The sequence below is a fragment of the Rhodococcus sp. IEGM 1379 genome (genome assembly GCF_030056815.1).
Taxonomy (GTDB): Bacteria; Actinomycetota; Actinomycetes; order Mycobacteriales; family Mycobacteriaceae; genus Rhodococcus_F.
Genome location: NZ_JASHKR010000033.1, coordinates 17,318 through 36,228, shown reverse-complemented (window position 1 = coordinate 36,228; position 18,911 = coordinate 17,318). Strand labels below are relative to the sequence as shown.

15 protein-coding genes are annotated in these 18,911 nt (G+C 58.3%); 4 read left to right on the top strand and 11 right to left on the bottom strand.

Translation table 11 applies throughout. The annotated features are described in order from the left end of the window. The first annotated feature begins 296 nt into the window (after nucleotides 1-296). The gene (locus QM600_RS17875; RefSeq protein WP_283262834.1) at nucleotides 297-1,778 is read left to right on the top strand and encodes a sugar transferase; all 1,482 of its coding nucleotides are present in this window, start codon (nucleotides 297-299) and stop codon (nucleotides 1,776-1,778) included. Nucleotides 1,779-1,837: 59 nt separating this feature from the next. On the opposite strand, the gene QM600_RS17870 is transcribed toward QM600_RS17875, so the two are convergent. Next, complete coding sequence (locus tag QM600_RS17870) at nucleotides 1,838-2,371, bottom strand: YdcF family protein (RefSeq protein ID WP_283262833.1); 534 nt, start codon at nucleotides 2,369-2,371, stop codon at nucleotides 1,838-1,840. 41 nt (nucleotides 2,372-2,412) lie between these two features. Between QM600_RS17870 and QM600_RS17865 the strand changes: the two genes are divergently transcribed. Both QM600_RS17865 and QM600_RS17860 read left to right on the top strand, forming a co-directional pair. Continuing rightward, nucleotides 2,413-3,063: a hypothetical protein gene (locus tag QM600_RS17865; RefSeq protein ID WP_283262832.1), complete on the top strand. Its 651-nt coding sequence runs from the start codon at nucleotides 2,413-2,415 to the stop codon at nucleotides 3,061-3,063. A gap of 189 nt (nucleotides 3,064-3,252) precedes the next feature. Beyond that, the gene (locus QM600_RS17860; RefSeq protein WP_283262831.1) at nucleotides 3,253-4,884 is read left to right on the top strand and encodes a GumC domain-containing protein; all 1,632 of its coding nucleotides are present in this window, start codon (nucleotides 3,253-3,255) and stop codon (nucleotides 4,882-4,884) included. 17 nt (nucleotides 4,885-4,901) lie between these two features. Here the strand turns inward: QM600_RS17860 and QM600_RS17855 are convergent, their stop codons facing one another. From QM600_RS17855 to QM600_RS17825, 7 genes are all read right to left on the bottom strand, one after another. After that, a complete protein-coding gene (locus QM600_RS17855; RefSeq protein WP_283262830.1) occupies nucleotides 4,902-5,993 on the bottom strand; it encodes a cellulase family glycosylhydrolase in 1,092 nt (363 codons plus the stop codon). Between the two features lie 229 nt (nucleotides 5,994-6,222). Next, nucleotides 6,223-7,308: a GH39 family glycosyl hydrolase gene (locus tag QM600_RS17850; RefSeq protein WP_283262829.1), complete on the bottom strand. Its 1,086-nt coding sequence runs from the start codon at nucleotides 7,306-7,308 to the stop codon at nucleotides 6,223-6,225. Beyond that, the gene (locus tag QM600_RS17845) at nucleotides 7,301-8,383 is read right to left on the bottom strand and encodes a glycosyltransferase family 4 protein (RefSeq protein ID WP_283262828.1); all 1,083 of its coding nucleotides are present in this window, start codon (nucleotides 8,381-8,383) and stop codon (nucleotides 7,301-7,303) included. Before QM600_RS17845 ends, QM600_RS17850 begins: the two co-directional genes overlap by 8 nt. Next, on the bottom strand, nucleotides 8,380-9,936 hold the full coding sequence (locus tag QM600_RS17840) for a flippase (protein WP_283262827.1): 1,557 nt from the start codon (nucleotides 9,934-9,936) through the stop codon (nucleotides 8,380-8,382). Before QM600_RS17840 ends, QM600_RS17845 begins: the two co-directional genes overlap by 4 nt. A gap of 43 nt (nucleotides 9,937-9,979) precedes the next feature. Beyond that, on the bottom strand, nucleotides 9,980-10,912 hold the full coding sequence (locus tag QM600_RS17835) for a glycosyltransferase family 4 protein (protein ID WP_283262826.1): 933 nt from the start codon (nucleotides 10,910-10,912) through the stop codon (nucleotides 9,980-9,982). A gap of 35 nt (nucleotides 10,913-10,947) precedes the next feature. Beyond that, complete coding sequence (locus QM600_RS17830; protein WP_283262825.1) at nucleotides 10,948-12,351, bottom strand: O-antigen ligase family protein; 1,404 nt, start codon at nucleotides 12,349-12,351, stop codon at nucleotides 10,948-10,950. Then, nucleotides 12,348-14,117 (bottom strand): alpha/beta hydrolase family protein, encoded by a 1,770-nt coding sequence (locus QM600_RS17825; protein ID WP_283262824.1) that lies wholly within the window; start codon nucleotides 14,115-14,117, stop codon nucleotides 12,348-12,350. The genes QM600_RS17830 and QM600_RS17825 overlap by 4 nt, the downstream gene beginning before the upstream one ends. A 214-nt stretch (nucleotides 14,118-14,331) precedes the next feature. On the opposite strand from QM600_RS17825, the gene QM600_RS17820 reads away from it, so the two are divergent. Next, nucleotides 14,332-15,468: a glycosyltransferase gene (locus QM600_RS17820; RefSeq protein WP_283262822.1), complete on the top strand. Its 1,137-nt coding sequence runs from the start codon at nucleotides 14,332-14,334 to the stop codon at nucleotides 15,466-15,468. Here the strand turns inward: QM600_RS17820 and efeB are convergent. From efeB to efeU, 3 genes are read right to left on the bottom strand one after another with little or no spacing between them, the layout of a single operon-like run. Further along, nucleotides 15,441-16,721, bottom strand: coding sequence for an iron uptake transporter deferrochelatase/peroxidase subunit (gene efeB / locus QM600_RS17815; RefSeq protein WP_283262821.1), 1,281 nt, complete (start codon nucleotides 16,719-16,721; stop codon nucleotides 15,441-15,443). The two genes, QM600_RS17820 and efeB, sit on opposite strands and share 28 nt — an antisense overlap. Before the next feature lies 1 nt (nucleotide 16,722). Beyond that, complete coding sequence (efeO, locus tag QM600_RS17810; RefSeq protein ID WP_283262820.1) at nucleotides 16,723-17,853, bottom strand: iron uptake system protein EfeO; 1,131 nt, start codon at nucleotides 17,851-17,853, stop codon at nucleotides 16,723-16,725. 14 nt (nucleotides 17,854-17,867) lie between these two features. Then, nucleotides 17,868-18,761: an iron uptake transporter permease EfeU gene (gene efeU / locus QM600_RS17805; RefSeq protein ID WP_283262844.1), complete on the bottom strand. Its 894-nt coding sequence runs from the start codon at nucleotides 18,759-18,761 to the stop codon at nucleotides 17,868-17,870. Nucleotides 18,762-18,911: the final 150 nt, after the last annotated feature.

The following is an 18,911-nucleotide window of genomic DNA, read 5'->3' as shown; positions in this document are numbered from 1 at the left end:
CTCTGGGTAGCTCGCCGCTCTCGAGTGCACCACAAACAAACCTGAGGTATGTTTGCGTATGGAAAGAGCGTAATGCGGTTGGATTTTGCAGGAATTAGCCCCTGGTCTGCACTTTGACGAAGGGGTTGGTGGTGAATTTTATAAGCGTCAGTCGACGCCAGGCACGGCAACCGGCGGGGTGTTGCCGTTCCTGGATCCCACAGTTGGTTAATGATCAGCGATTTCTGCAGAAAGGCCCGATACGGCCCGCGACGCAACCCGCGACACCAATCGATGACAAGAAAGACTGATGACCAATGAGCGTTCATGCTGAGGTGGGGATCCAGCCGACGGCACTGCGGAATTCGGCTGATCTGAGTCGAGACTGGCGGCGTGCGTATCGGAGCAGAATTGCGATCACCGACTCCGTCACCGTAATTCTTGTGATTGCACTCGCGCAGTTCGGCAGTGTTTGGCCCCATCCTTTCGAGTGGCTGACTCCGCTCAAGGTTGTTGCATCCGTTTTGCTCGGTGTGCTGTGGATGATCACACTCTCTCGGGGTCGTAGTCGCCATCAATCGATGTTGGGAGACGGTGGCGACGAATACGAGCGTGTTCTGTTGGCAACAGGTCAGGTATTCGGACTCGGCGCACTTGCCGGGATCGTTCTCGGCGTCGAAATTGCCCGAAGCTACCTCATGATCGCTCTGCCGCTCGGCTTGGGTGCCTTGCTTCTCGGCCGGTACCTCTGGCGTCGGGATATTCGAAACAAGCGGGCGTCCGGGCAATGCCGGAACGCAGTTCTGCTGGTCGGTGGGCATGCTTCCGTTGTTGCCACTACGCGGTCCTTCGTACGAGCGGCATCGGCAGGATATGACGTCGTGGGCACCTGCATTCCGCGTCGCGCCACAGTGCTCGACGACCACATCATGGTCGACGGTGCTCATGTTCCGGTGTTGGGCAACGAATTCGAAGTGATCGAGGCCATGCGCTCGTGCAACGCCGACACCGTCATCGTGACCGGCACCGAAGATCTCGGCCAGGTCGGAATCCGCAAACTGATGTGGGATCTGGAAGCAGAAGGTGTGGATCTTGTTGTTTCGCCGGTCATTGCGGATGTATCCAAGGCCCGACTGATGTTTCGGCCCGTAGCCGGGCTGCCGCTCATCCACGTCGAGCGTCCGCGCTACGAAGGCGCAAACCGTTGGGCACCGGCAATTTTCGACACGCTGTTCTCGGTCTTGATGATCCTGCTGGTCGCGCCCGTCATGATTGCGGCGGCAGTCGCAGTCAAGGTCACCTCGAAAGGCTCTGTTTTCTACAAGGCTGAACGGATCGGATTGAACGGGAAACCGTTTCCCATGTACAAGTTTCGTACGATGGTCGCCGGTGCAGATCAGCAGGTAGTCGATCTGATGGGCGACAATGAGGGTGCAGGCTGTGTGCTCTTCAAGATGCGCGAAGATCCGCGCATCACTCCGATCGGCAAAATTCTCCGCCGGTTGAGCATCGACGAACTTCCACAGTTCTTCAACGTCATTCGCGGTGAAATGAGCGTCGTCGGTCCGCGTCCGCCACTTCGACGCGAAGTCGAGATGTACGACGACGAGGTGTCTCGCCGGTTGTTCGTGAAACCCGGTATTACCGGACTGTGGCAGGTCAGCGGTCGTAGTGATCTCTCGTGGGAAGAATCGGTTCGCCTGGATTCCTCGTACGTCGAGAACTGGTCAGCGGTACAAGACCTTTCGATCATCGCGCGTACTGTGTCCGCTGTGGTTCGCAGTGATGGAGCCTACTGAACCAGGTCTGCGCAGGCTCGGGTTCCAGCGCTGCTGGCCACCAGGACAAGCCTGACTGGTCAGCAGCCGGCGCGCAGATTTCTGAGATATCCAGCAGTTTGGTAGACGTAGTTGAATGCCCAAGTGCGGAGCGATAGCTCAGGACGGCTCGCAACCATCAGCAGTTCACCGGAGTAGCACCGAGAAATAATGTATCGAGCTCGCGAGATATGAGGAACGAAGGTTACGACAATGACCGTGTTCCAATCATGCAGGCGCGCAAGCCGTTCGATCTCGAAGCCTTCGCCTTCTGTCGTAGACGGGGACGGTATAAAGCAGTCGACTGGAAAATCGAATGATCCATCGCATATCGATCGCATCTTTTTGTCGTTGTTGCCGTACGGATTCGAGAAGACGATGCGTGGTGCGTAGCCTCGCCTCATCAAGTCGAGGCCCACTTCCTCACGCCCGTCGTGGGCGCCGCCGAGCACGACAACCGCATCGGCAGCGTGTGGCTCGTCGAGCTTGGGCGCGACATAGACCGGCCAACCTGCGATTGCTGTCATGGCGAGCACTGACAGTGAAACGGCCGCGGCCTTCGAGACTTTCGACATCTTTTTGATATTCCGATGATACCTGGATCAAGGAAAAACGCATGAGCGGATGGCGTCATCGCTTGACTGTCGCGGACCTGTACACATCGCGAAATGCATACGGACAAAACATGTCTGGTCTTGTTCCGCCTACAGGTCCTCACATTTTGGAGGCTGGTTGGTGGACGGCGCTGACGGGTGCGCCCGATCCTAGTTACAACCTTGCTCTGGTGCACGATGGTGACATCGCCCGGAATATTTCCGAGGTGCTCGATCGCGTGATGAGGGCGTACGTGCGCGCGGTGGTGATGCTCGCCGGGCGTGGCTTGGGCGACGCACGGTCCCTTGCCGAGGACTTGTTCGGAGTTGATGCCGACTCTGCTGCATTGGTGTACTCGGCTGGCAGTATTTCTTCGAAGCGACGTGTCATCGGTCTGTTCGACGATGGAAAGCTCCATTCGGCAGCGATGTTGTCACCTGGGAATCCGATCAGCACGGTATGGGCCGGAGGTACCCGCAAGGGTGGGCAGAGGCGAGGAAACGGCCTGCGTATGTTGCGTCAGGTGTCCGCCGCCGCTTTTGCGGAGGTTGGGGAGTACGCCGTGTGTGGGCTTGCCAGTCCGGCCGGAGAAAGACTGTACGACCTGGGTGGCGTGGGCATCGTCGGGTATTGGCAGATGTGGTCGAGGCCTCGGCGGCTCCCGGGTAGCTGATTAGCAGACTTCAGGTATGTTTATGGAGATTTAGCAAACTGCTGGTTTCTTTTGTTGGTCGTTTTGAGTGTTGCCGAGCTGGAGGTTTTCGACGTGTCAGATGTGCGGGCTAGGGACGCAGTGATTCGTCGAGAGCTGGGCGTGCCGCCAACATTCGACTTGGTTGGTCACGTGCGGAATTTGTCGCGAGTGGCCCTTCCTGCGCTGGTGATTGCATTGATTGTCGGTGGCGTCGTGTACATGGTCAGAGGAAGTGCGACGCCGGTGTACGAATCCGATATCGTCGCGGAAGTCCAGACCGGTGCGCAGGTTGTGGTTACCGATGCCAATCTCGGGCAGATGGTCGCGCCCTACATAGCGCTGTCGACGGATAGCGCTGTAGTTGCCGAAATTGAGCAGAAGATGGGCAACGGGTGGGCCGCCGCTGACGTTTCGAGTCACATAGCGGTAACCCCGGGAACTTCACCCGCTCTGGTCTTCGTGAAGGCCACAGGATTCAGTCAGGAGGAGTCCGACAAGCTTGCGCGCGTCGTCGTGGAGACATTGAGTGATGCTCAGGGGCAACGTAATGCCGAAACTCTCGATCGGCGGACCAAGATACTGACGGACGACATCGCCCGGCTCAACTCACAGTTGGCAGCAGCGCGCCAAAAGAGTATCGACAACTACGAAACAGCCAAGGATGATCCGACGGTCGCAGCGGATCTTGATGCCAGGCTTGAGCAACTGAGGCAACTGCGCGCTGCAGAGTCAAATTCCGACAGGTTGCAATTGCTGTCGGCACCGTCAGGGACGGGACTTCCTGTTGCTCCCAAGCCGTTTGTCGAATCTGCGGTGGCCTTTCTGGTCGTTCTCATTCTGGTGGCAGAGATTCTCGTGGCATGTCGCGGACGTTTCAGTTCTCGCGTCACTGATGCCTGGGCCCGTCGTACGGCGAAGAAATTCGGCGCGTCACTGCTTGTGCAACACTCTTCTGTGGTCGAGATGCCGTCTAATGTTGCTCTCACGTTGAGTCAACGCGCGAGCTTGGGGGATCACGTTCTCGTATTGGTCGGGGAGGGCGTAGACATGAACTCGTGGGACGTGCCGGAAGGCTTGCAGGCGCGTGTATCCGTCCATGCATTGAGTTCGAACTGGTGGAGCGTAGTCGATTCGAGTGGCACTGCGTTTGCGATCGTTGTCGTTTCGGCACAAGACGCTGATCAAAGTGAAATTGTCAGTTGTCTTCGGACTTTGGCGGAAGTTGATGTGGCGCGGTCACTGGTGTTGGTCGGACCGGCAGCGCCCGAACCTGTCATCGACTTCCTCACATTATCTTCGATACGGGGTCGGAGTGGCGACACGACACCGGTGAGTTCACCCGCAGTAGTGGGAGAATCGGCGGTAGGGCCGCTGTCGGCGGAAGACGCGCCACTGTATTCGAACGGAGTCGCGGAAGATTTGAACAGAGTCACAGGAGCTCCATCAAGTAGTGCGGAAGCGACGTCCGGGCTAGTGGTTGATTCCGGTGACCGTAGGACACGAGCGGGGCTGATCGACGCGCAGACTGTGACGATCGACCGTCGCCAATTGCCTGCGCTGGAGCCGGAGGACCATTCGTCTCCGGTGGAAGGCCCACGAACGATAGTGGGTGCAGTCGGTGCTGGTGACCTTGACGGAGTTGATGTCGTTGATCACGTCGACGACATCAACTCCGAAGCGGCTACCGAGCGAATTGTGTTGAACACCAGTAAAAAGGGCAGGACCCGTGATGGTCGGCCTGTTTCACGGGTGGGACTACTGCGGCATGAAGGAACCCGCGGGACGTCCAAGACGGACTGACGGTCGGCGGAGTCAGATCAAATTTTGGGTGTCGTGCATCCGCCGATCGCTTGCTTCACCGCGGCCAGTGCAGGTTTCGGAGTGAAGTTCATTGTCATCAGTCCGAAGTTCTGCTCGATGTCACTGGTGTTGGTTCCGCGATCACGCATGCTGTAGACGAAAATACGCTCGATGTAGCCGAGTGATTTGGCCTGTGCGAATCCGTCGGCGATGATGCTGGCCTGAAGTTGGGGGCTGACAGCGGTAGGTCCGGTTCCGGTGGGAGCGCCGAATTCGGTTGCCCAGACCTTCTTTCCGCTGTCGCCATTCTTGATCATCGTCTCTCGCATGAGACGAATCCGATAGAAGGTGTTCCAGCTTTGAGTGGACGCGTCGGATGGCAATGCGGGCCAACTGTAGGGGTGTATGGAGAAGGCATCGAAGGACGATTTCGCGCCGGCAGCGTAGAGGGAGTTGAGATAGGTTACCGGTGAGATGTCGGAACCGTTGTCGACCGCCGGCGCCAATCCACCGTTGAGAATCTTTGCACCAGATTGTACAGCTCGAATGCTTGTCGCTGCGGCCTTCAGCATTGATGTGTAGGTATTGGCATTGGGCTTCGGGCGGAAGAATTGAGCGAGATTCGGTTCGTTCCAGATCTCCCAGGTACTGATCTTGTCTGAATAGCGTTGTGCCGCTTGTTGTGCGAAATTGGCATATGCCGCCACGTCGGATGGGTAGCCGTGACTGTCGGTGGCTCCGGCAACGCGTGCCCACGGAGGTGTGTACGTGACGATGGCAAGAAGGCTCAGGCCTTGTAGCCTCGCGCGTTCGACGACGCGATCAGTTACTGCCCAATTCTGTTGGCCCTTGGTTGGTTCGACGGCCGACCAGTCGATATCGAATCGGAGCCATGTGGTGCCCGCATTCTTCATAGCGGTCAACTCTGCATCAAGCTCGTTTTGCGAGAGCCAATTCAAGGGGGCGCCGCCGGCGATGCCGAAACTGGCGGAACTGCAGGTCGATGGTGGAGAAGTAGTTGTAGGTGGCGGGGGTGAGGGGGCGCAGGCACTCAACGATCCGATGGCAAGGATCAGGGAACACAGGAGGGGTAATCGAAGTCGACGCACGTCGACCACCTTCTTTCCACAGGGGTCGCGAAACAGGGGCCACAATAAGATGATGGATCCGGATATCGCTGACGAATCCGGCAATAAGTAGAATTGCACGAATTCGATCTGTGGTGAGCAGTCCCAAGGTCGGTTCTTCAGCAACTATGCTTGCTTATGAAGGCGATTGGAATGCATCGGTTGGTATTGTCCGATTTTTTCTGACTGGGGATTAAGTCGGAGAATCTTTTCAGAAGCACCCTCCAGTTTTGTTGGCATTTTCCAGGACGGTCATTGCAGGCTTCGGATCAGAGTTTGTGTCGAGAAGTCCGAAGTTCTGTTCGCGATCCCCCAAATCGGATCCACGGTCCTGGAGGCTGTAGACGAACAACTTGGAGACGAATCCGAGCCGGCGGGCCTCGTTGATTCCGTCGCGGAGAATTTCAGCTTGAACGGCCTTGGTGACAGCTTCTGGACTGCTGCCGGTTGGCGAACCGAACTCCGTTGCCCAGATCGACTTGGCGGTGTCGCCGTTTGTCACCATGGTGTCGTGCATGAACCGCATCCGATAGAAGGAATTCCAACTTTGGGTAAGGGCATCGGACGGCAGCGCGGGATAGCTGTATGGGTGCATGCCTACGACGTCGAACTGCGAGCCTGCTCCGGCGTCGTATAGGTCGGAGAGAAAGGTCGTGGGGCTGATGTCCGTACCGTTATCCGTTGCGGGGGACAGCCCACCGGAAACGATGGTCGCATTTGGCTGAACCTTTTTGATCGAGGTGCTCGCAGCGGTCAGCAGTTCGGAGTAAAACGATACGTCCGGCACAGGGTTGAAGAAAGACTGGAGATTGGGTTCGTTCCAGATTTCCCAGGCAGACACCGAGTCGGTGTAGCGTTCTGCAGCAATTCCTGCGAAGTGACCAAAAGATGTGGGGTCAGCAGGGCGAGAATGGCTGTCCGCTTCCGAATCCGACGGGTCGCGAGCCCATTCCGGTGTATAGGTCATCAAGCCGAGCACATGGAGTCCGGTGGCCTTCGCAGCCTCGACAAGTCGGTCAGTTCCTGACCAGTCGAACGTTCCCTTTGTGGATTCGATAAATGACCAGTCGAAGTCGAATCTGATCCAATCCGAACCTGAGTCCCGAATATCCTCGATGATCTTGTCTATTTCAGGCTGACTGAGTGCAGTGTAACCAGATCCGAGGGCTATGCCGGTGCTGTCGGTGGACCGAGCTGGTTCGCATGGCTTACTCGATTCGGAGACCGACGACTGAACGACAACTCCGAGGACAACGAGAACCACTGCGGCTGCTGATAGGCGAAGCGCTTTAGTCACGAACGAGTTCCTCGAGGAGCACCGGTAAGTTTTTTCGGATGTCATAGCGCTCAACCACTCGTTTTCGACCAGCGCGCGCAAATGTAGATCGCGCGCATTCGTCGTTCAACAGTCTGGCGATTTCTGCAGCCAGTTGGGCAGGGTCATCAACTGCGACGAGGGAACCCGCACCGTCCTCGAGTAGCTCGCTCGTACCCCCATGATCGGTTCCGATGACGGGCACTCCGAGGCTCATGGCTTCGAGAACTACCAGCGGGCTGGCCTCAGGAGAGGTGCTGGCTGAGATAGCGAGGTCCCAGTTTCTGACGGTGGACAGTGAATCGACGTATCCAAGGAACCGGACACGGCCCCTCAAATCTGGTTCTTCGGAACGTTGTTGTAGCGCTTCGGCATACGGCTCGTCTCCAGGGAATGGGACACCGGCAATTTCGAGTAATACGTCAGGCGTTCTGGCAATTGCCTCCAACAGGACGGTGTGTCCCTTCCACAGAGTGATAGATCCGATTATGCCGACAATCCCGGGCGCGGGGGATTGGACTACCGCGATTTCGTCGGGTACCGCAACACCGAGTCGTGAGATCGTGGTGGGAATTCCTAGCGCGCGTACAGGTATTGCTGTCGGCCCGGAGACGGAAACTGCTCGTCGGATCGAAGGCTTGGCAATGCGGACGACAGTGCGTTGTTTGGTGTTGGAGAGCGTGTCGTGGATGAGCCATGTTGCGCCGCCATCGACCCGGCCGAATCTGATTGCAGGCAAGGCAAACAGGGAATTGACGATCACTCTTGCATTCTCGGATCGCGTACGGGACGCGATCATGCGTCCTGCGATTCGCCAGTTCTTCACCACGGTAGCGATAGCGAGAATGCGATTGATGCCACCTTCCCCCTTGAGTGCGAGGCTCGGTATTGGGAGAACTTCGCAGATGCCAGTGACTCGCCGAGTCAGCGGGCCCTCCGGGCATGCCAAAATTACGGTGGCCCCGCTTTCTTTCGCGAGTTGCATTACCTGAATCATGACGAGTTCGGCTCCGGAAACCTCTCCGGTGTGACTGACGAAGATCAGTGTTCGAATCATGTGTTGTCTCCACCGGGTTTGATGAGCGCCAACAGGGTTTTCCCGTTGGAGATCGGAACGACTACGAAGATTGCAGCGATTACTGCAGGTGCGGCGATCGACACGAGAAGCCATGGAATGGAAAATCGTTCGACGCAGATTGTCCCCACGGTCGTGACCAGTGCGCCGATCGCGGTCGTCGCGACGACGGGGATAGCAGGAAACAGGTTGTAGGCAGGAACTGTTCGAACAACGACGATCCAAATCGCAACGAACAGAAGCATTTCGGTGACAACTGTTGCAATTGCAGCGCCGTTGAACGAGAAGCGAGGGATGAGGACAAGGTTGGCAACGATGTTGAAACCGAGTCCGGCCAGCGCCACCCACGGGTACGTGCGATGCCGTCCACTGGCGATCAGCACCATCAGGCCGAGTTGAGTCAGCATCGAGAAGCAGGCACCCAAGACGAGGAGTCGTGTGGAAGTTTCTGCAACAGTGAATCTTTCGCCGTACAGCAGTGATAGAACCTCGGTGGCCGCCGGCCAAAATGCCGCGATAGACGCGCTTCCGAGTACTGCGAGGACGATAAACGCCTCACGACTCCGCTCCCGAAAGATATCGAGTTTGTCAGGCCATGAGGATACGAGGAGTGTGGTTACGGGGGTGACGACGGTGATGGCGACGATCTGTAGAAGATCCGCGAACTTGTATCCGATGCTGTACAACCCGACAGAATCGAACGTATCGAGTTTGCCGAGCATGAGGACGTCTATTTTGGAGAGCAAGGTGATAAAAGCGAATCCGATGCTGAGCGGGATCGCTTCGATCAGCATTTCTCGCCACCGTCGAAACTGGGCGCGCGAGGCGGGGAGGGGGCCGGCGATGCCCTTGCGAACACCGCGGATCTTGATGACCGCAGCGACCATTTCGTTGATCACCGCTGGAATGACGAGGATGATGAGGAGGGGTTGCCACAGTACAGCAGCGATTGTCGCCATCAGCTGCGCAAGTTGTCCGGCGCCTTCGGCGACTGCCACATAGGTCATCTTGAGGCGACTCTGGTACATCACCGACAGCGCGTGACTTGGTGTCGCGACAACGACGACGAGGCCTGCAATCGCAGTCGCCTCGACGACTTCTGCGGGGTACCCCAGTATCCAGACGTAGCCGAGAGCCAAGAGGTATCCGAGCAGTCCTAAAGCGATGCGTAGCGAGATGAATGCGGTTGTAACCAGCGAGATTTCCCAAGGATTGCTCTCGACCAGTTTTGCGAGTACAACTCGTCCGACTCCGAGATCAGTGATGACGGAAAGCAATCCGAGTAGACCGAAGATCAATGAGAACTGACCGAATTGCTCGGGGCTGATTGCGCGAGCGATCAGAACGGAACCGGTCCAGCCCATTGCGGCGACGGCGACTCTGCTCCCCAACATGATCGCGGTGCTACGACGGGCCGCGTTTGCCGTCAACTCGGGTGTCGACGGTTGGTGAATCATGGTTTCTCGTTCGCGGCGTTCCTTCTCGAACTTCAGTTGCGCAGCCCGCTTCAGTTCGGCGAATTTACGAGGTGACACATGGTCTGTATCGGAGGATCGGCGGTCTGTCATAAAGCCCAACTCATACGTCCAACCCGGCAGTCCGGTATGCCTCGACAGTCTGCTCGGCAGTTTGTGCCCAAGTGAATCGCGATGCAACTCGAGGCGCTGAGGTGCGCAGGGCCGCATTGTATTCGGAGTCGTCGATCACCGAGCGGAGCGCACGTACCCATGAATCCTTGTCGTGTGTGTGAACTAGGGCTGCGGCGTCGTCGGCAAAATCAGGCAGTGCCCCAACGGCGCTGGCGACGACAGCGCTGCCACACGCCATCGCCTCGAGTGGTGGGAGGCCGAAACCCTCGTAGTGCGACGCGTACGCAACAGCAGTTGCTGCAGAATATAGCGCTGGAAGGTCTTCTGTTGCAACGTAGCCAAGGCCGATCGCGGAACCGGGTGCGTCAGGTCCGCGAGATCCGGACCCAGCGAGGACAAAGGGAATTGATAGTTCGGAGCAGGCATTTGCAACCAGTGCGACGTCTTTGCGCGGTTCGATGGTTCCGACTTGAAGTACAAATCGCTCAGGTAGGTTCAAGCGGCGACGGACCTCGGCTACTTCGGTAGACGTAGGCACCGTGGCCCACGGTGCAGGTGCCAGTGGAGTGACAATTGCCTCGCGACCGCTCAGCGATTTGATTCGCTCGGCGGTAAAGTCGGACACGGCGATGAGCACATCAGCCTTACGCAGGGCCATCGACAGTAATTGGCGTTCGCCGGCGGCTCGGAATTTGCTGAATGCCCAGGGAACATCGAATACCGACATATCGTGGAACGTCGAAACAGTCAGTCCTGTTTGCCTGATCGGGAGATCGACATCGAGACTGTGGTACAAAGCCGACCCGAGGATCGGCACCATCGCCCACGCTGCCCTTCTGGCTCCGGCGACCACTGGTCGCGGGATGACGCTCAACGATGCCGGAATCTCGGAGACTGCGTCGCTCTGGATCGAGGCGCTCAACTTCACCGCTCCATTGATCAGCGGGGCAATCTCTTTCAGGACTTCGCGAGCGTAGGTCTGTACTCCGCCTCCGCCTGGGCGGAGGGCCATGGCGCCGAACGTGATTCCTGAACCTCCGCCGTTGCTCGTGCGGAGTGATGTTGACTCAATGCGCATCCCACAGTTCCAATCAGTAACCAGAAGTACAAGTCGAGAGGGAATATCTCGAAGTACGTAGCGAACACCGACGCACAGGCTGCGGCGATGATGGAAGCGCTGACGCCCAAAGCGAAGGCGCCGTCCTGTCCGGGGAGTACCCGGGAGCTTCTGAGTGCAGTGAGTGCTGCGGAGATCAGGAGTAGGGCGAAGATCCACATCCCGACTGGGCCCAGCTCGACAAGTACTTTGATGTAGTAGTTGTCGGGTTGGTATGGAATCAGTCCAAGAGTCGTTGCTGCTTTGATGGTCATCGTGTTCAGCATCGGGTGGGCAGTTTCGGCAGCTTTCGCGGCCGCGGACCCGGTTGCGCCAAGTCCCTGGCCAAGGGGATGGACAAACAACGAACTGATCGTCGACGACCAACCACTGCCGCGCTCCGACAGGCTGTATGAGGAGAACAATGGCTTGACGACGGAGGCCGGCGCGAGAAGTAATGCCACTGGAACTGCGGCAGCGATACCGGCGAACAATACAAGCAGAGAACGATATCGGTAGATCGCCAGGTAGAAGAGACCGACAGCGAGCGCGATGTAACTAGCGCGCACGATGGAAACCCCCATCCCGGCGATCATGATCGGAGTTGCGGCTAGGAAGATCGTGTTACGCAGGCGTTTTGGATCAGCGAGGCTGACTGATATACCGATGATCAGGCTCATGCTGACAAAGAGTGCAAATGCGAATGGGCCGGTGAACGTGCTGAAGCTGCGTAGCAGCGAACCGGTGATTCTGATCTGTTCGGTGTAGCTGTAGCCGAGTTCGACAAGATATGCAGGCCCGACGATTTGCTGGAGTAGTCCGATCGCCGCAGTGAAGATGCCCATACCCATGAGGATCGTGACCAGATGGTCTCGATCTGTTCGGGTGAAGGGTGCACGCCAGAGGACGACGGGGATCAACGCGTAGAAGTATGTGATCTTGATCGATACCAGTCCACCTAATCCGGAAAGGATCAGTGCGGACACAGATCCCATGAGCACCCAGGCGACTGCTGCCGGCCACCAGGGCATCGATGGACGTACGGCCCGTTGGCGATTCGGACTTACGAAGGTGCACAACAATGTCAGCAGGATCAGGCCTTCTTTCCACCCGGCCAAGGATTGCCCGTTCGGGATGATTGCCAGCAGGCCGTGAAGGGGCGCGAGAAGGGCGAGGAGCAGGAGTCCTCGTTGTGGCCGTCTGTAGAGGGCAACTGCAATCGGGGACGCAGCCATCACGCCGAGCAGCAAGATCACGGGGTTCACACCGTTGTCCGCTTCGCATCAGCGCTGCTGATCGATCGTCCTGTCGAACTGCCGAATTGTGTTGTTATGGCAGATATCGACTCACGATGGATGATGCTTCGCAGGTCGCGATGGTAAGACGGGTGGTCTCCGACATTGGGCATGACAACGTCGAAGGTGTAACCACGGCGAATCATTCGTTCGATACCTTGCGGGCCGCGCTGGTACTGGAACCACTCCGCGTCGGCGGGTGAGAGAATGGCCTTCGTGTGCACGCCGCGCCTGTAAAGTGCGTCGAGCATGACTTCGGGAACCTGAGTTATTCCATTGTTGCCCAGTATCTTCCATGCAAAATAGGGAAGTCGTGCCTGCAAATGCGCCTTGATTTTCACCCGGAAAGACAGCTTTGTTGTGCCGCCTTCAGGACTTATTTTCGGGGATTCGGGTAGCACTGCGTCGGTGAGGGCCCGCTTCCTTCGTACCGACCACAAGATCATGTTGACGAGAATCGTTGACCGAGCACCCACCTTCAGTGCTACCGACGCGGCAGTCCAACCGCCCGAACACAGTCCCGCCAGAATCAGGTTTTCGGGAGATGCTCCGAGTGCAGTGACGGCCGTCATCGCATCATCGTCTGCCGAAAGTGAATACACCGACGTCGGGTTGTTTACATCGATGCGCCCGGTGTCACCGACGCCGCGTCGGTCGAACCGCAAAGTGGTAACAGAGTGCTCAGCGGCTTCGCGCGCAATCTTCACCCAGGAACGTCCGGGTCCGATGCGATGCTCGATGGCAGTTGTGAAGAACACCAGGCCGCGTCCAGGCTTCTGGAAGGCAACAGGCTGAGCTTCAAGAGCAGATTCGGTGGCGGGACTCACGGGATGTGTGCGAATCGCGAAAAGTTGATGGGCACCGACTCGTTCGAGTGATTCGTAGACGTCTTCCCCACTGGCTGTCACGGCCACGCGTGCAGTGGGCACGATGGTGGGGACGAAGGCGTGGGAAGCCTCCGGCGTGTTTTTGTCGATCCAGTCGGCGATCTCGTCGATGTAACCGTACGGAATATCGACATAGAAGCTCGGGGGAGACGTGAATGTTTCGTGATTCTCCAGAACCAGAACGTCAGGTTGAATCGTCGACGTCAGTCGGGTGATTGCACTGCTGTCTCTCATCGATGACCGGACGGCGAGTAGGGCACGCGGATTTCCCGGAAACGGACCGTTGATGCGACTGGTCATGAGTTCATCGGCACATTCGGGCGCCAATGTTCCACCCATGATCGACACGCGTGGGTCGGCTGGATCGTCTTTGCCCACACTGATTGCGTAGAACGCGCGCTGTTCCCTGACGTAGTTGCGCCCATTGATGATCGGATCCCAGAGGACGATCGAATTGATAGCCCCGCACTCAGTGAGCGCTGAAGCGGCCAAGAGTGCACCGAGTCGCAGTCCGACAATACTGACGGACTGCGCACCGCTCCTCCTGACATAGTCGATGGCACTGACAATGCTGTCCTGCCAACGGTGCATTGCGTCGGGAGCATCTTCTGCACCGGTTGAATCGCCGATGGCCTCGTAGTCGAACCGGAACGCCACGATCCCGCGGGTCGCGAGCTCGTTCGCCAGGAGTCGCATCCCGCGGTATGTATCGATGTGTTCCTTGCCGATAGGCGAGCACAGCACGACAGCTTCGCGAGCAGTGCCCGACTGCGGTACATGGACGAATCCGAGCAGCGGCGTCGTCGCCGGTCCGAACCACGTTGCCAGTTGAGTCTCGATTGGGATCACTCCGTGTAGTGCGGACAGTGCCGGCGTGCGGACAGTGCCGGCGTGCGGACAGTGCCGTGAACTGATGTCCGTGCAGACCCCGATTTGAGCCGGGATGAGCTAGCTGATTGAAGTTGCCTGTATGTTGCTGTCAAACATACCATTGGTTTGTTTGATGGCATCCTTTCCGTCAATAGGTATCTGATCTAGCCCAAAGGGCATACGGGAGTCCGATATGGCAGGTGTACTCGTCCATGAATGGATCGAGCGTTCAGGCGGAGCTGAGAAGGTGCTCGACGAGTTCGTTCATTGCTACCCGGATGCGGATTTGTACTGTCTCTGGAACGATGCGCCGGACCGGTACCCAGCCGCGATTGTTCGTGAAAGTGTGCTGGCCAGGACGCCGCTGAGGGGGAGAAAAGCGCTGGCGATCCCGGCGATGCCGTTCACGTGGCGCGGACTCGAGAATCGTGACTACGATTTTGCCCTGATCAGTTCACATTTGTTCGCGCATCATGCAACATTCGCCCGAGGATCGGCCGAACTTCGTAAGTTTGTCTACGTTCACACGCCGGCTCGGTACGTGTGGAACCCGGAACTCGACGAGCGAGGAAATTCGCTGCCGGCGAGGCTGGCCTCTCCGTTCTTGCGGGGGATCGATCGCAAGCGGGCATCCGAGGGTGCGTCCTTCGCGGCCAACAGTGAGTTTGTCAGTAGCCGTATAGTGCGTGCTTGGGGCGTGCAGTCGAAGGTCATTTATCCGCCGGTCGATGTTGTTCGAATCGCCGGGGTTGATGACTGGCGTTCAAGGTTGACGCAGGAAGAGTCGCAGTTACTCTCCAGTTTACCTTCGCCGTTTGTTCTCGGCGCTTCGAGGTTCATTCCGTACAAGCGACTCGACTGGGTGATCAAGGCTGCGGAGAAGGCCGGCATCGCGGCCGTGGTTGCGGGGTCGGGGCCGGAGGAAAAGCGACTGCGCGCAATGGCGTCGGCGGCGTCCGTGCCCGTTCGGATTCTTCATCGGCCCTCGGACTCGATGCTGTTCGCGCTGTATCAGCAGGCGCTGGCCTACGTATTTCCGCCGATCGAAGACTTCGGGATCATGCCGGTGGAGGCGATGGCCGCCGGTGCGCGATTGATCACCAATAGTGTTGGGGGTGCGTCGGAAACAGTTGTGCAAGGCGTCGACGGACTGCATTTTCACGACGACCGGTGGGAGTCGATTGCGGAGTGCATCCTGAATATCGACAGCGTGAATACTACTCGATCGAACAATTACGACAAGTACTCTGTGGGGCGGTTTCATGCCGAGATCTCGACGTGGACGGGCGTCGAAGCGGCTACCTACGTGAACAGTGTGGAACCCCAGTAACTTCCATTCGAAAGTCCACCGGGGCAGGCAAAGACAGCTGAACCGACGTGCTGGATGTATTCGTTCAAAGCGTCGTGCCGCGAAAGGTTTTGCTGCATCGGAACAAACTGTTCGACGGGATTGCGACAATAGGCCACAAAGAACAATCCGGCATCGAGGTGGCCGAATCCGTCGGACCCTTCCGTGAAATTGTATCCGCGCCTCAGGATTTGGATTCCACCCAACTCCTGGGCGGAGGCAAGGCGGACGTGCGAATCAGCGGGAATGACGAAGTCGTGTCCGACCTTGGAATCGAGATCGAGTTCGTCGAACTCGTCTTTTCCCCCGAGAGGCGCTCCGCTGCGCTTGTCGCGCCCGATGACGGCTTCCTGCTCTTTGAGTACGGCGCGGTCCCACTGCTCGATCAGCATTCGAATACGGCGGGCGACGAGGAATGACCCGCCGGCCATCCATTCTTGATCGTCGGCAGCGTCAACCCAGACGTGCTCATTCAGTACTTCGGGGTCCTCGGCCTTGATATTTGCAGTTCCGTCCTTGAACCCGAAGAGGTTTCGTGGAGTTGCCTGAGCCGTCGACGTTGACGACGTACGGCCGAAGCCGAGTTGTGACCACTTCACCGATGCCGTGCCGAAAGCGACGCGGGCTAGGTTGCGGATCGCGTGGACGGCTACCTGCGGATCATTGGCACACGCCTGAATTGCGATATCGCCGCCGCTGCGATTCGGGTCGAGGTTGTCGGCGCGGAAATGCGGAAGATCCAGCAGCGCAGCGGGTTTCTTGCCGGCCAGCCCGAAGCGGTCGTCGAAGAGTGACGGTCCGAACCCGATGGTCAGGGTCAGTTGCGAAGGCGCGAGGTCGAGGGCTTCGCCGGTGTCACTCGGCGGTGCGTACGGACCGTCGCCGGTTGCGCCGTCCTCGGTTGCTTCTTCACCCTTGGTCATCCGTTCTGCCATCGCAGTCCAGGTCTGCAGCAGCGCGATCAATTCGTCGCGAGACTTTGTTGTCACGTCGAATGCCACGAAGTGCATGCGATCCTGCGCCGGCGTCGAGATGCCGGCCTGATGGTCGCCGCGAAACGCGACTACATCGCCGTGATCGGCAGAGCTGCCGCTGTCGGCAGTGGCTCGGCCGACGACGGCACCTGCGCCGGCCAGTACGGCACCGGCGCCTACTGCGCCGAACAGTCGGCGACGTGAAAGACCTTGTGGTGCTGGTCTTTCCGGAACAGATGAACCTTCGGATGATTCGGCCATATTACTGTCCTGCAACTACTTCCTGAACCTGGCTGACCTCGGCGGAGAGCGCATCGATCTTGCGTGAGAGTTCCTGGCGCTGAGCCTCGGTGACGGTGTCGTAGAACACGAAGCCGTCGCCGACGCGGAACTGCGCGAGCGTCGCGTCTAGATCGGCAAAACGATCCGAAATTCGTTGGGCGAGTTCCGGATTCCGTTCCTGCAGGATGGGGTTCAGTGCGGCGATCGCGGCCTGGGAACCGTCGACATTGGCCTGGAAATCCCAGAGATCGGTGTGCGAGAAGATGTCTTCCTCGCCGCTGATCTTGGATGTCGAGATCTCGTCGAGCAGTCCCTGGGCGTCGCCCGCGATCTTGGTGGGATCGATCGAGTAGTCCGCGGCGTTCACCTGATCTGCCAGGTACGCGATATCTACCTTCAGCTGATCTGCGACCGCGTTGGTATCGGGCTGAATTCCGGTGACCCACAAGTCCTTTTCGAGCCGGTGGAATCCGGTCCACACCTGACCCGGCTCGAGATCGGCCTCACGCAGATCGAGCTTGGGATCGAGCTCGCCGAAGCTCTCAGCCTCAGGTTCGATGCGCTCGTAATAGGTGCGAGCAATCGGGAACAAGGCCTTGGCCTGCTCGATGTTGCCGGCCTGGATCGCGGCGACGAACTGAGCGGTGGTGTCCTGCAGTGCCACGATCTGGCTGCGGATGTATCGGCGGTAACCGTCGGCGGCTTCGGCGAGCTGACCATTTTCGTCGGTGGCTGCCTGAGAATCGCCGGTGACGACGAAGTCCTGGCGGATACCGGTTCCGACCATGCCGGGCTTGCAGGCAAGCTGGTACGTCGCAGCTTCGGGGAGTGTGACGATCAGTTGACGCTGCAGGCCGGGGCCGATGTTCTCGACTTCACCCATCGCTCGGTCGCCCTCGGCGAAGACGTAGAACTCGGTGACCTTCGAGCCGTTGTTCGTTACCTGGAAGGTGGTCTTACCCGTTGTGCCGGTGGTGGCACTGATGTCGCACGAGTCGTCCGTGGCAGTGACGATGACGTCGCCGTCGCTCGCCGTCGACTTCTCGGTGCACGCCACAAGCGAAAAGGGAAGTGCCGTAGCCGCCATGAGCGCGAGGGTGGATTTACGCATCGGAGAAATGCCTCTCAGGATTCATGTGTTTCGGAAGCAGAGATAGTCGCCGCAGCGGCGGGCGCCGGTGACGATTGCGGACGTAAGAAGAGAGTGAGTACAACGACGAGATAGATCACCCAAGCCGACGCTTGCAGAACCGTCGGGTCGGGACGGAAATTGAAGATGCCGGCCAGGACCGTGCCGTACCAGGTAGACGGGTCATACCCGGTGAGGTTGAACGCGAAGTTGTCGACGCCGGGAAGAACGTTTCCGGTCTGCAGCGCGCGAACACCGTACGAAAGGATTCCGGCAGCTACGACGATGAGGAAGATTGCGGTGTAGCGGAAGAACGTCGTGAGATTGAGTCGGAGGGCCCCGAAGTACAGGGCAACGGTCAGGACGGCGGCCACAAGAATTCCGAGCAGCAGTCCGATGAGCGGCCAGGAGCTGCCGGCGGTGTTCTCGGCGTAACCCACCATCAGGAGAGCCGTCTCGACGCCTTCGCGGCCGACGGCGAAGAACGCGAGGGTCAAGATCGCGACAGGTCCGGCGACGAGTGCCTTCTCCATGCCTGCTTTCAGTTCACCGGAGATGTTCTTGGCGGCGGTTCGCATCCACAGGACCATCGCGGTCACGATGACCACGGCAATGAGCGACGCGATTCCGGCGATGATCTCGGCGGTCAGTCCGTCGACGGTCGAGGTTCCGTAATGGATCGCAAAGAAGATGATCGCCACCATGACGACAGCCGCGAGAACACCGAGCCACACCCATTTCAACGCGTCTTTGCGCTGTGCCTTGACCAGATAGGCGGCCAGGATCATGACGACGATGCCGGCTTCGAGGCCTTCGCGGAGCCCGATCAGACCACTGCCGAAAAGCTGTGTGGCAACCGAGGGGGTGCTGGCCGCAGCGAGTACCGACACTGACACGGGGACTCCTGACTGGACGACTGAGATGCACGATTTAGGCTAGGGCAGCCTTAACTCAGACGAAGATACTCCACGTTTTTTGCAGGCTTTGCTCCCCCACCAGGACTTTTGCATTTCTTTACCATCAAGTGCGGTCCAACTTTC

Bases quoted from the DNA above. Each gene is read 5' to 3' on its own strand.
- QM600_RS17870 (WP_283262833.1), bottom strand. From the start codon at position 2,371: ATGTCGAAAGTCTCGAAGGCCGCGGCCGTTTCACTGTCAGTGCTCGCC.
- QM600_RS17820 (WP_283262822.1), top strand. From the start codon at position 14,332: ATGGCAGGTGTACTCGTCCATGAATGGATCGAGCGTTCAGGCGGAGCT.
- QM600_RS17865 (WP_283262832.1), top strand. From the start codon at position 2,413: ATGAGCGGATGGCGTCATCGCTTGACTGTCGCGGACCTGTACACATCG.
- efeO (WP_283262820.1), bottom strand. From the start codon at position 17,853: ATGCGTAAATCCACCCTCGCGCTCATGGCGGCTACGGCACTTCCCTTT.
- efeB (WP_283262821.1), bottom strand. From the start codon at position 16,721: ATGGCCGAATCATCCGAAGGTTCATCTGTTCCGGAAAGACCAGCACCA.
- QM600_RS17875 (WP_283262834.1), top strand. From the start codon at position 297: ATGAGCGTTCATGCTGAGGTGGGGATCCAGCCGACGGCACTGCGGAAT.
- QM600_RS17845 (WP_283262828.1), bottom strand. From the start codon at position 8,383: ATGATTCGAACACTGATCTTCGTCAGTCACACCGGAGAGGTTTCCGGA.